6 protein-coding genes and 1 tRNA gene are annotated in these 13544 nt (G+C 69.6%); 2 read left to right on the top strand and 5 right to left on the bottom strand.

The window, feature by feature from the left end; genetic code table 11:
• Positions 1–67: 67 nt before the first annotated feature.
• The 3 genes from KTR9_RS10740 to KTR9_RS10730 form a co-directional block, all read right to left on the bottom strand.
• Entirely contained in the window at positions 68–1282 is a 1215-nt protein-coding gene (locus KTR9_RS10740; protein ID WP_014926397.1) for a L,D-transpeptidase, read from the bottom strand.
• A gap of 297 nt (positions 1283–1579) precedes the next feature.
• A tRNA-Lys gene (locus KTR9_RS10735) sits at positions 1580–1652 on the bottom strand.
• A gap of 127 nt (positions 1653–1779) precedes the next feature.
• Positions 1780–2004, bottom strand: coding sequence for a DUF3618 domain-containing protein (locus KTR9_RS10730; protein ID WP_010841672.1), 225 nt, complete (start codon positions 2002–2004; stop codon positions 1780–1782).
• Between the two features lie 154 nt (positions 2005–2158).
• Between KTR9_RS10730 and bcp the strand changes: the two genes are divergently transcribed.
• Positions 2159–2635, top strand: coding sequence for a thioredoxin-dependent thiol peroxidase (bcp, locus tag KTR9_RS10725; protein WP_010841673.1), 477 nt, complete (start codon positions 2159–2161; stop codon positions 2633–2635).
• 10 nt (positions 2636–2645) lie between these two features.
• Positions 2646–3272, top strand: a complete 627-nt coding sequence (locus KTR9_RS10720; protein ID WP_010841674.1) for a TetR family transcriptional regulator — start codon at positions 2646–2648, stop codon at positions 3270–3272.
• A 16-nt stretch (positions 3273–3288) separates the two neighbouring features.
• Here KTR9_RS10720 and acpS read toward each other — a convergent pair whose 3' ends face one another.
• Both acpS and KTR9_RS10710 read right to left on the bottom strand, forming a co-directional pair.
• On the bottom strand, positions 3289–3681 hold the full coding sequence (gene acpS, locus KTR9_RS10715; protein WP_033203568.1) for a holo-ACP synthase AcpS: 393 nt from the start codon (positions 3679–3681) through the stop codon (positions 3289–3291).
• A gap of 38 nt (positions 3682–3719) precedes the next feature.
• Entirely contained in the window at positions 3720–12995 is a 9276-nt protein-coding gene (locus KTR9_RS10710; RefSeq protein WP_014926394.1) for a type I polyketide synthase, read from the bottom strand.
• Between the last annotated feature and the right edge of the window lie 549 nt (positions 12996–13544).

Raw genomic sequence — 13544 nt, 5'->3', positions numbered from 1 at the left:
CTCCGCCCGACGCACGGACGCCACCGACCGCGATGCGGGTTCGGTGGCGTCCGGGAACTGTCTGGCGTCAGGCGTTGTCGGCGTTGCCCTTGCGCCACACCGACCACGGGATGTTCCAGTCACCGAGTCCGTCGGTGCCCGACAGGGTTCCGCCGGTCGTGTTCTTCACGACCACCGGGTCGCCGCGGAGGGTGTTCTCCATGACCCACAGCGCGTTCTCCGGGCTCAGGTTCAGGCAGCCGTGACTCGTGTTGGTGTTGCCCTGCGCCCACACCGACCACGGTGCGGAGTGGAAGAAGATGCCGCTGTAGGACATCCGGGTCGCGTAGTCGACCGGGGTGCGGTAGCCGTTCGACGAGTTGACGGGCACACCGTAGGTCGAAGAGTCCATGATGATGTGGTCGTGCTTGTCCGCGATCAGGTAGACGCCGTTGTCGGTCTCGTCGCCTGCCTTGCCCATCGACGTCGGCATGCTCCGGATGACCTTGCCGTCACGCTCGAAGACGACCTGCTTGGTGTTGTCGTCGGCGGTGATGATCATCGAGCGTCCCACCGTGAAGTTGGTACGCACGTTCTCCTGGCCGAACAGTCCGTCACCGAGGTCGATGCCATAGGTGTTGACCGCGACCCGCACCTTGGTGCCCGGCTTCCAGTACTCCGCCGGCCGCCACCGGACCTCGCTGGGGCTGATCCAGTAGAAGGCGCCCTCCACCGGAGGATCGGTGGTGATCCGGATGGCGCGCTGCGCCGCACGGCGATCCGCGATCGGCTCGTCGAACTTGACCGCGACCGGCTGCCCGATGCCGACGGTCTCGCCGGGGCTCGGGGTCAGGTACGCCTGCGTCAGGTTGTTGGGGCTGCTGGTCGTGAACGTGACCTTCTTGGTGACCGCTCCGCCGATGCCGACCGCGTCGGTCTCCAGCGTGTAGGTGCGGTTGTAGCCGAGGGCCTCGTCGCTGACCCACACCGTGTCGTTGTCCGCGAGGGTGCCCTTGACGGGAGTGCCGTCGGACTTCTTGATCAGCACCCGGCTGATGGTGCCCTCACTGGTCTTCACCTTGATGGGCGCGCCGGGCTGCACACCGACGGCGTTGTCGTTCAGGGGACGTTCGGCCCACTCGGTGATCTCGAGACCCGGCTTGAGCAGGTCGTCGAAAAGACTGGAACTGCTGACGTTGTCGGAGTACGACGCTTCCTGCGTGCACGACGTCACCAGCGCGACGATCGCCAACATCACCCCGCTGATGATCAGCGGCATCCGCCGAGTACGGCCCATCCCCATCTCACTCCCGCCTGTCGGCGTCCCGACCCCGAATCGGCCGGTCACGCTGCCCCGCAACCTGTGAAAACCTGACATCTGAACCCCGAACCGCCGAACACCGACATTCCGAACCCGATGTCGCCGACCAGTGTACGAGAAATCGCACCGATCGCTTCGCCGGTCATCCGTTCGAGTGGCGTGTTGCGCACGCGAAACGCCGGACGTTCACCTGCTGTTCATCAAGCACCCGCGCGCGACCGAAAACCTTCTGAGATGACACAAGACGCCCCGCTGAATGCGAGGCGTCTTGAAACTCTGTGCGCCATCAGGGACTCGAACCCCGAACCCGCTGATTAAGAGTCAGCTGCTCTGCCAATTGAGCTAATGGCGCTTGCCGGTGCGAGATGGAACCTTACAGGACCCGCGCGGCAGAAGTGAAATCGCCTGGTCGGCGCGGTTTCTGCCGCCCGACGGGCCTGCGCGGACGAGTCCCTGTCCCCACCGGCGGGATCACCGGATCACCTGGCGGCGACCTTGCGGACGACGATGAGCACCACCAGCGCACCCAATCCGGCGATCGCGTACTTCACCGCGGGCGTCTGCAGCGTGGCGAGGGCCTTGGACTTGGCGTCGTCGGCGAGCCGCTGCGGGCTGGTGCGTTCGGCCAGCGCGTCGAGCGTGCTGGCGAGGTCCTCACGGGCCTTGGCGATGTCCTGCTCGATACGTTCGGTATCTCCGGCCACGTTGCATCCTTCCGGCGCTTCTCGTTTGTCTTTCCGCTTCCCCGACCGGCCGATCGACCTTTCTCGGGGCCGGGGACGAACCGCCAGATGGCAGCGTCTCGATGCTACGACATCCCGGCATCCGGGCATGTGGCCATGCACTAGCCTGGCTCTCATGGCAGAGACCACCACCCGACTGTCCGTGGGCGACAAGGCCCCGCCGTTCACGCTGCCCGACGCGAACGGCGACCCGGTCTCGCTCTCGGACTACGCCGGACGCAAAGTCGTCGTGTACTTCTATCCCGCGGCTTCCACGCCGGGTTGCACCAAACAGGCCTGCGACTTCCGCGACAACCTGGGCGAGCTGAACGAGGCCGGAATCGCCGTGCTCGGCATCTCCCCCGACAAGCCGGCGAAGCTCGCGAAGTTCGTCGAGGCCGAGGGCCTCACGTTTCCCTTGCTCAGCGACCCGGAGAAGAAGGTGCTCACCGAGTGGGGCGCGTTCGGGGAGAAGAAGATGTACGGCAAGACCGTCACCGGCGTGATCCGGTCGACGTTCCTGGTCGATGCCGAGGGCACGATCGAACTGGCGCAGTACAACGTCCGCGCCACCGGACACGTCGCCAAACTGCGCCGCGACCTGTCCGTCTGAGCCGGCCCCGATGCCCGAGTCCGCCGAACCGCTGGTACCGCGCAAGCGGCCCACCCAGGAGCGCAGCAAACGCAAGTTCCAGGCGATGCTCGAGGCGGCCCGGGAGCTGTTGATCGACGTCGGTTTCGAGTCGCTGACGTGCGAGGAGATAGCGACGCGGGCCGAGGTCCCCATCGGGACCCTCTACCAGTACTTCGCGAACAAGTACGTCATCGTGTGCGAGCTGGATCGCCAGGACACCGTCGACGTGCGCGAGGAACTCACGGCGTTCTCCTCCGAGGTGCCGTCCCTGGAATGGCCGAGCCTGCTGGAGAAGTTCCTCGACCACCTCGCGGCATTGTGGCGTACCGATCCCTCGCGACGCGCGGTGTGGCTGGCCGTCCAGTCGACCCCGGCGACCCGCGCCACCGCGTCGCTGAACGAACGGGTGCTCGCCGAACAGGTCGCACGGATCATCGCGCCGCTCACGCCGTCACAGCGTGAGCGACGCGAGATGATGTCGCAGGTGCTCGTCCACACGGCCTACTCGCTGCTGAGCTTCTCGGTGCAGGACGGCCATGACCACGACGAGACCGTCGCCGAACTCAAGCGGATGCTCGCGGGCTATCTGCTCCTGGAGGAGTCCACGGCGGTCTGAGGCGCCGCCGGTGGGGCTACCTGCCCTCGAGGATGGCCACCGCCGCGGCGGTGTCGCCGTCGTGGGTCAACGACACGTGCACGTTCGTGTCGCGCAGGTGTTCACCGATCTCCCCGGACAGCCTGATCGCCGGCCGTCCCCAGGTGTCGGTCACGACCTCGATGTCGCTGTGCCGGATCAGCGGCAGCAGCGGCGAACGCGAGAAGCGACTCACCGACCACGCCTTCACGACGGCCTCCTTGGCCGCCCAGCGCGCGGCCAGATGCCGGGCGTCGTCGCCGGTCCCGGCCGCCGAGTCCCGACGCTCGCCGACCGTGAACCGGTCGGCGAACGTCGTACCCGGCTGCCGGAGTTGCTCGCCGAACTCCGGGATCGACACGATGTCGATCCCCACACCGAGGACACTCATCCCGCCGGAGTCGCCCGCACCGTTCGACACACCATGCGTCACCGGCTTCCCGCCGCCGTGACGCCGGCGCCGGAGACGTCGGCCCCGTACACGTCGTCACCGTCGAGCCGCGTCTGCGGATCGAGGAGCATGCCGGCCTCGGCGTCGTGCTCGTCGACCGACTCGTCGAAGCGGCGGTTCGGCGGGCGCTGGTAGGCCGGCTCGCCACCGCAGATCGACTGCAGGAACCGCTGGCTGCCCAGGCGGGTGCGCTCGTCGGCGCGCTGCCGATATGCGTCGCGCTCCTCCGGGTTCAGCGAGGCGATGAAGGCCTCCGGGTGCACCACCGCGATGAGTCCGGACACGTGACCGAAGCCCAGGCTGGTCAGCAGGCCGGCCTTGAGCGGGAACCGCTCGCCGAGCTGCAACGTCTCGCGCGGCCACACCAGGTGCGGGTACTCCGCCATCTTGTCGTCGACGCAGTCGAGGCTGCGGTTCGGCGGGATGACGCCGTCACGCAGGATCTGGCACAGGCCGATCAGCTGGAAGGCGGCCGCGCCGCCCTTGGCGTGACCGGTCAGCGACTTCTGCGACACCACGAACAGCGGTGCGCCCTTGCCGCGGCCGATCGCCGTCGCGAGCCGCTCGTGCAGCTCCGACTCGTTGGGATCGTTGGCCTTGGTGGAGGTGTCGTGCTTCGACACGACCGCCACGTCGTCCGCACTGACGCCGAGCGAACCCAGCGCGCGGGCCAGCGGCGAGGACAGCGACCCGCGAGCCGCACCCAGGGCACCGAGACCCGGAGCCGGGATCGAGGTGTGCACGCCGTCGCCGAAGCTCTGCGCCCACGCGACCACACCCAGCACCGGCAGACCCATCTCGGCCGCGACGTCGCCGCGGGCGAGCAGGATCGTGCCGCCGCCGGCCGACTCGACGAACCCGCCGCGTCGACGGTCGTTGGCCCGCGAGAAGCGACGGTCGTCGATGCCGCGCGCGGTCATCTTCGCCGAGTCGGCGGTCGCCGACATCGCGCCGAAGCCCACGATGCCCTCGATGCCGAGGTCGTCGAAGCCGCCGGCCACCGCGAACAGCGCCTTGCCGAGGCGGATCTTGTCGACGCCCTCCTCGACCGACACCGCTGCGGTCGCGCACGCCGCCACCGGATGGATCATCGCACCGTAGCTGCCCACGTACGACTGGACGACGTGTGCCGCAACGATGTTCGGCAGCGCCTCCTGCAGGATGTCGTTGGCGTTGGCCTCCCCGAGCAGGGTGTTGACGTACAGATCGCGCATGGAGGTCATGCCGCCCATACCGGTGCCCTGCGTGTTCGCCACCAGACCCGGGTGCACCCAGCGCATCAGTTCGCTCGGGGTGAAGCCCGACGACAGGAAGGCGTCGACGGTGGCCACCAGGTTCCACAGCGCGACCCGGTCGATCGACTCGACCATGTCGGGGCTGACGCCCCAGCGGGTCGGATCGAATCCGGTCGGGATCTGGCCGCCGACGGTCCGGGTCAGTGCGAACTGACGCGGGACGCGGATCTCGGTGCCCGCCAGACGCGTGACCTGCCAGTCGCCGTCGGCGTTCTGCGCGACCCTGGTCTTCTCCGGGTTGGCACTGGCGAATGCCCGCGCCTCGGCCTCGGAGTTGACCGTGAAGGTCAGATCCTCGTCGACGAAGACCGAGGTCAGCAGCGGCGAGGTGTTGTCGACCATCGCCCCGTCGTCGGCGTAGCGGCGGATACCGCAGCGCGAGACGACCTCGTCGTGGTAGCGCTCGGCGATCTCGCTCTCCGGCACCGGGTCTCCCGACGCGGTGTCGTACCAGCCCGGCTTCGGCGCCGAATCCCAGTGCACCAGTCCGGTGTTCCAGGCTAGCTCGAGAACGCCTGCCGCCGAGAGCTTCTCGTCGACCTCCATCTCGAAACGGGTACGGGCCGAACCGAACGGGCCGAGCTCGCCGGCGCCGACGATGACCACGAGGTCCTCGGGCCGGGCGTCGATCGCAGGCCACTCGGGACGCATCGCCTTCGGGGCGCGCGCCGGAGCCGGCAACGCCGCGACGGTCGTCGCCGGCTCGTCCTCGGTGTCCGCGGACTCCTCGGCGGCCGCCGCCGCGGTGGCGGCGAGGGCCTTGAGATCGGTCGAGCTGTCCAGCCCGCCGGTGAAGTCGGCCAGGACCGGCGCGCTCACCGCGCTCGAACGCTGCTCCGGCGTGCACAGGGTCAGCAGGTTCGCCGCCATCTCCTCGGTGCTCCAGGTGCGCACACCCGCAGCCTCGACCGCGTCGACCATCCCGTCGTTGTGACCCATCAGCCCGGTGCCGCGCACCCAGCCGATCAGCGCATGGGCGAGCGTCGTCTTGGAACCCCAGGACTCCTCGGCCGACCAGCGCTGCACGAGTGCGTCGAGCGAGGCCTTGCTCTCGCCGTAGGCGCCGTCGCCGCCGAACATGCCGCGGTTCGGCGAACCGGGGAGCACGACGTGCACCCGGGCCGCGATGTCGTGGTCGGAATGGACGTCGGCGAGACCGCCGATGAGGCGCTCGACCGACCAGAGGAGCACCTTCATCTCCAGCTCGGCGCGACCACCGGCGTCGGTGAGGTCACCGGCGACCCGCGGTGCGGCGAAGGGGAACAGCAGAGTCGGCTTCATCGCCGGCTTCACCACCGCGGTCGTGCCGCCGAGGTTCTCGGTCTGCTCGGCCGCGATCCACCCGACGAGATCGTCGACGTCGGCGTAGGAGGCCATGTTCGCCGGGGCGATCCACAGTGCGGCACCGGCCCGGGCGTTCTCGCGGTACAGCTTCTTGTAGAACGCCAGACGGTCGGAGTTCAGACGCGACGTCGTCGCGATCACCGTCGCACCACCGGCGAGCAGGCCGGCGACAACGCCCGCGGCGATCGAGCCCTTGCTCGCACCGGTGACGACGGCGATCTCGCGGCTGTACTCACCCTTCTCCGGGTTCTCCGCAGCATGCGCGATCGCGCCGAAGACGCGGCCGTGCACCGCATTTCCGGCGGCCAGTGCCTTGCCCTGCCACCAGGTGGCGTGGTCGGCGACGGTGTCACCGGCTCCGGCGAACCCGCCGACGATCTTGTCGAAGTCGGCGTCGAGATCGTGCTCGTCGGTCAGCCAGAGGCGGACGAGGTCCTCGCGGGCCGTCGCCCACCGGTCGTCGATGAGGACGACCTTGGCGGCGTCGAAGGCGGGAGCAACGGTACGGGCCCAGTCCGAACCGAGTTCGGCACTGACGAGCTCGGCGAGCTCGGCGTTCGGGTCCGCGGCGGTCTCGGCGAGGTCGGCGACCTCGGCGAGTCCGAGCTTGTCCAGCAGGGTGTACGCGGCCGAGGCCAGCGCACCGGAGCGACCGGTGATCTGTTCGGTGAACTCACCGAGCGCCGCGGCGTCGACCGTTGCGCCACCACCGGATTCGGCGGCGGGCTTGCCGACCGGGATGCCCTTGACCGCACCCACCGCGGAGACGGCCTTGTCGATGAGGGCATCGAGCGAGTCGGTGTTCGTCAGCGGACCGTCGAGCAGATTGCCCAGGGCCTCACCGCGGACGGACGCGCCGTCACGGGTGCCCAGCGCCAGCGCCACGGTGGTGTGCAGACCCCAGCCCGGGCCCAGCTGCCAGACGCCAGCGACCCGGTCGGTGATGTAGTTCTGGCGCTTGCCCAGCGGACCGAGCACCTTGCGGACCTGGTCGCTGACCGCGTCGGTCAGCACCGCACCCAGGGGACGATATCCCCGGGCGAGGGTCTCCACCGTCGACGACAGCGCGGTCATGTCGGCTTCGGCGGCACCGTCGATGGCACCGAGTCCGAGCTCACCGCCGATGTCGAGCAGCAGCTGATTACGACGCGAGGACACGCCGTCGCACAGCGCCTCGATCGTGTCCGCGGAACCGATCTGGTCGACGCGCATCTTGGTCCAGAGCGCGATGACGGACTTCACCGCATCCGAGGGGGTGAACGCGATGTCGTCGGGGCGCGGACCGCCCGCGGGAGCCGCGGGAGCGGCCGGGGCAGGCGCGGCCGCGGGTGCCGGGGCGGCATCCGCTGCCGAGGGCGCGGACTCCGCGGGAGCGTCGATCTCGTCCTCGTCGGGCTCGTGACCGGCGTCCTTGGCCAGGATCGTGTCGGAGTCCCGCTCGACGTTGAGGACCTCGGTGGTGGCCGAGGCGTAGTCGTCGAGCTTGAGGGTGTTGGTGGCCAGACCCGTCAGCGTCGGCGCGCCCTTCAGACCGATCTCGACGAAACGCTGGACCGCCAGCCCGTTCCGCTCGGGACCGCTGAACAGCAGTTCCTGGGTCTCGATCCACCGCACCGGGCTCGCGAACTGCCAGGCGAGCAGCTCGATCAGGATCACGCGGGCGAGTTCGCTCGGAGTCGCCTCCCAGGCATCCCAGTCGGCGAGGACCTCGTTCAGCGGATCCGACGGCACGAGTGCCGCGATCTCCTCGACGAAGTCGCGCCCGAGGTTGAACAGGCGCGGCACCAGGTTCGGGATGTAGCGGCCGACCAGGATGTCGATGTCGATGTCGGCCGGGAGCAGCTCGGCGAGCTTGCCGCGGAACTCCGGCACGCCGGCGCGCAGCACGCTGGAGTGGAACGGGACGTCGATACCGGGGATCAGGATGAAGGCGCGCTTGCCGCCGAACTCAACGCGGCGGCGGTCGATCTCGGCTTCGAGGAGTTCGAGGCCACGAACCGTGCCGGCGATCGCGTACTGCGAGCCGAGCAGGTTGAGGTTGACGACCTCGAGGAACTCCCCGGCCTGCTCGCCCACGCCGGACACGAAACCGGTGACCTCGGCGTCGGCCAGACCGAACTGGCTCGGCCGGATGGCCGCCATCCGATAGTCGCTGCGCCCCTTCTCATCTCGCGGGACGAGGTGGTGCATGGCCTCGCCGCGCTGGAACACGACTTCGAGGACGGCCTCGAGCGGGAGGACGCCGGCACACGCGGCGAGCGCGTTGTACTCACCGACCGAGTGACCACAGGTGATGGCGCCCTCGACGAACCCGCCGGACTCCTTGAGTTCGGCGATCTGTGCGACGCCGAGCGTGGCCATGGCCACCTGGGTGAACTGCGTCAGGTAGAGCACGCCGTCCGGGTGGTTGTAGGTGGTCCCGTTGGCGACGAGGGTGGTCGGGTTGTCGCGGACGACGGCCAGGATCGAGAAGCCCAGTGCCGCACGGGTGTGCTTGTCGGCGCGGTCCCAGATCTTGCGCGCGGCCTTCGACCGCGAACGTGCGTCGAGTCCCATGCCCTTGCTCTGGATGCCCTGGCCGGGGAAGGCGTAGACGGTCCGCGGCGCGGCCAGGAGGCCGGTCGCGCTCATCACCAGGTTGTCGCCGACCTTGGCGCTCACCTCGACGACCTCGCGGCCGTTGTCGAGGCCCACGCGGTCGACGCGCACGGTGATGCGATCCCCGAGCCGGACCATGCCGAGATAGCGGGCGGTCCAGCCGATCAGCGGACGAGGCGACGGCGTCGGGTTCTTGGCGTCGGTCGCGGTCACGACCTGCTGGGCGGCCGCGGACAGCCACATCCCGTGCACGATCGGGTCACCGAGCCCGGCGAGCTTCGCCGCGGCCGCATCGGTGTGGATGGGGTTGCGGTCACCGGACACGACGGCGAAGCCGTTCATCCGGTTCGGCGCGGTGATGGTGGCGGTCCGGATCAGCTTGCGGGTGGCCGACTGCTCGGCGACGGGCGCACCGCCGGCCCGGGCCGGGTCGGTGAGCTCGGCCGCGCCCAGGCGTCCACGGATCGCGAAGCGTTCGTCGAGCGTCGCGATCGGGCCGGACGGCCCGGCGATCTCCACCGAGACCTCCACGACCCGACCCACCTCGGCGTCACGGACTGCGCCGGCGCGCGCGGTGACAGTGAGTTCGGCTGCGGTGGAAGGGATCTCGCCGGTCAGTGCGATCGCGTGGTCGAGGTGGACCAGGTCGAGCAGACCCTCGACGACCGGATCACCGGCATCGGTCCGCGCGGCGCCGATGACGCTGAACACGCTCGGCCAGCAGGCGCCGACGAGTGTGTCGGGCACCGCGAAACCGAACGGGGCGGTCGGGGTCGTCGGACGCAGGTGCGGCGGCAGCGAGAAACCGGTGACCGCGGCGTGGTCGGCGACCGAATCGGGCTGCCAGGAGACAGTCGTGACCGACACACCGTCGTTCACCTCGGCCAGGCTTCCGCCGGCGGCCACGGTGAGGATCTCGCGCATCGCGTCCGAGGCGTCGGCGAGGCCGACCAGCGGCGAACCACCGTCGCGCAGGCTCTCACCGGCCAGCAGCGGGATGCGTACGGAGGCGCCCGAGATGGGGACGACGAGGTCGAAACGGGCGGCGTCGGAGTCGGAATCGGCGGCGACCTGCTCGAGGAACGCTCCGCTGACGGCGTGCTCGGCCCGCTCGGGTCCGACCACGGTCCAGGCGTCGCGATCGCCGAGCAGCGCGATCGGGCTCGCCACGATCCGGCCCGCCCAGCTCACGTCGTCGGACTCCAGCACCGCGGTCAGCACACCGGCTTCCTCGGCCAATCCGGCGCGGTGCCGGGAGGCGACGGCAGACGGGCGCTCCCCCGCGGCCTGCAGGTCGGCCGCGACCTGCGCCTCGAAGCGGTCGAGCAGCTCGCCCACGGGCTCGTCGACACGGGTGATGCCCGCGACGGCGACCGGCCCGGGGATGACGCACACGGCGTCGGCGCCGTAGCGCGGGTCGTGCGCCTGCCACAGGGAGTCACTGCGCCACCAGCGGCGCACGTCCTTGTCGATAACCGGCACGAAGTTGACGGGCTTGCCGGGGGTACGGCAGAGCTCGAGGAAGAACGCGACGTCGGCGGGATGCAGGACGTCGGTGTCGATCTCGGGGTACACGCTGCCGAGCGCGTCGATCGCGGCATGCGGATCGGCGGCAGCGGCGACCTCGGCGAACATCGTCGGGATGGGCCCGGAGTCCTGGGGATGCATGCGCGCCTCGGTGCGCTGCAGCATCTCCACGAAGCGTTGCTGCCAGGTGATGTCGGCCCACGGGACCTGCTCACCGCGGGCGTCGCCGACGGCCAGTGCCGCGTACCGGTCGAGCCACTCGCGGTAGGTCATGGCCGCGACGTCGCCGAAGTACGGCTTCGCGGTGTCGGCCATCGCGGCGATGATCTCGTCGCGGCGGGCCGACACGGCCTCGGCGTCACCGGCGACCTCGTCCAGCAACCGGCCGCAGCGCGACGCGGTGTTGTCGACCTCGTGGATGTCGGCGCCGAGCTGGGAACGGCCCGAGGCCATTCCGGCGGTGGCGTGACCGGCACCGATCCACTCGTCGATACCGACGGTGTCGACGAGGAGTTGCTTGACCTCGGGGGTGGTCGTCGCCTCCTTGGCCGCCATCGCCGCGGTGCCGATGAGGATGCCGTCCAGCGGCATGGCCGGGTAGCCGTGGGCAGCCGCCCAGGTGCCGGTGAGGTATTCGCTGGCGCGTTCGGGTGTCCCGATGCCGCCGCCGACGCAGATCACGACGTTGGGGCGGGCGCGGAGCTCACCGTAGGTCGCGATCAGCAGGTCGTCGAGGTCCTCCCACGAGTGGTGGCCACCGGCGCGGCCGCCCTCGATCTGGACGATGATCGGGTGGTGCGGCACTTCGGCCGCGATGCGCACCACGGACCGGATCTGCTCGACGGTGCCGGGCTTGAAGGCGACGAAACGCAGTCCGGCCTCGACGAACTCGTCGACGAGCGCGACGGCGTCCTCGAGCTCGGGGATACCGGCGGAGACGATCACGCCGTCGAGCGGGGCGCCCTGCGCACGCGCCTTCTGCACGATGCGCTTGCCGCCGAGCTGCAGCTTCCACAGATACGGGTCGAGGAACAGCGCGTTGAACTGCGCCTCGCGGCCCGGCTCGAGCAGGTCGGTGAGGGTGGCGATGTTGCGCGCGAAGATCTCCTCGGTGACCTGCCCACCGCCGGCCAGCTCCGCCCAGTGCCCTGCGTTGGCCGCGGCGGCGACGATGGCCGGGTCGACGGTCGTCGGCGTCATGCCGGCGAGCAGCATCGGCGAACGACCCGTGAGGCGGGTGAAGGAGGTCTCGACGACGGCGCGGCCGTCGGGCAGCTCGACGAGGGTCGGTGCGAACTGCGACCACGGGGTGGCGACCTCGGGGACGCCGCCCGGGCTGAACAGGTTGCGCTGTCCGACGCGCAGGGCCGCCGGAACCAGTCCGACGCCCTGTCCGCGGACGAGCGATGCGGTCAGACGGGTGGCGATGTCCCCGGGACCGAAGTCCAGGACCCACTTGGCGCCGCCGGCGACGATCTCGTCGACCGACGCGACCCAGTCGACGTGGCCGACGAGGATGTCATGGGCGTGACGGGTGGCGAGGTCCCGGTCGATGCCGCAGCGATCGGCCCACTGGCCGACCAGCTCGACGGCCTCGGCCATCGCGGGGTGGTGGAACGCGACCGACACCTGCAGCTGGTCGAACTTCGGCGCGAACGGTGCCCCACCGGTGACCTTGCGCTTGCGCTCGTCGGCCTCGGTCGCGGCGATCCGCTCGCAGAGGGCGGCGAACGCGGCGAGGTGCCGCGGCGCGCCGGACAGCACGACCGCGGTGCGGCTGTTCTTGATGGCGACGACCGGCGCGGTCGCCAGATCGTCTTCGTGCAGACCGTCCCGGTACCGGGCCAGGATCTCGTCGACGCGAGCCGGGCTGATGTTGGTCAGGGCGAGCATCGGGGTGCCGTCGGTGGTCACGCCCAGACCGCGGCGACGCGCGATCAGCGAGCCGGCGGCACCGATGAGGTGCGCCACGGCCAGCAGCAGACCCTGACCGGACTCGGCGATCCGGCCCTCGGCGCCGACCGCGTCGGTGGCCAGCGACCCCTGGGAATGCCCGACCACGGCATTCGGCGGGAGCACGGCGGTGTCCAGACCCTGCTTGCGGAGCGCCTCCACGGCGGCGAGCTGGGTGAGCAGCACACCCGGGCCGGAGAGGGTGAAGTCGGCGAGAGCGGCCTCGGCGGGGACGTCGTCTCCCGCGTCGTGCGCGTGGACCCAGGTGAGCGGGTGGAACCCGGACACACGAGCGACGACGAGCTCGTCGGCGACCGGCTCGACGAGCCGTTCGGCGGCATCGACTATTGCGGCGACACGGTGCTCGAGGTCGGCGTCGACGACCAGCTCGGTCAGCGTGGGCAGCCATGCACCGCCCTGCCCGCCGAAGCTGATCGCATAGGGCTCGCCCTGCGTGAGCCGCTCGATGAGCGTGGTGGTGGGGCGCTCTGCGTTGGCGGCGCCCTGCGAGCCGGAGCGGAACTGGTCGACTGTCACGGATACTCCTCTGTGGTGGTCGGTCTCAGAGTGTGGATTTGCGGAGTGTGTAGGTGCGGTAGATGTCGGGGGTGTTGTGCAGTTGGTGTGGATCTCGCGTCGGTCACGAGAAACGCTGTCAGCACCCGGTTTTCGTGCGCTGCCGTGAAAGGACTCGTCGACGGCGCGCGCACGACCGGCCGCCATGGCGACACTGCCGGGCCGAGCTAGCTGGTACAACAAATGAACACGCCTGCTGCACAACAGCATTGACGACAACCGACTCGTCGGGAGCCGGCGTCGGCGTGAACGTGACTCCTATGATGACACACGAAAGTGAGGGAACCCTCATGTTTGGCGGTGACCTGTCGGTATACCGGCCAGTAACCGCGCCGGTAACTTAGGGGACCATGTCAACCGGCATGGGAAGGGTCCGAAAAGCGCCAGGCCAGGCAACATACCCGGCGGTATGCCGATGGCCGAGTCTTCGCTCGGTCAACCGTTATGGAAACGTTATGTGATGTGAAGCACCCGCCGCGCGTCGTGACCCGACATGATCGGACAGCGAGT

Source organism: Gordonia sp. KTR9 (assembly GCF_000143885.2).
Lineage (GTDB): Bacteria > Actinomycetota > Actinomycetes > Mycobacteriales > Mycobacteriaceae > Gordonia.
Note: the sequence above shows the minus strand (reverse complement) of the source record. Positions and strands in the feature narration are given on the sequence as shown.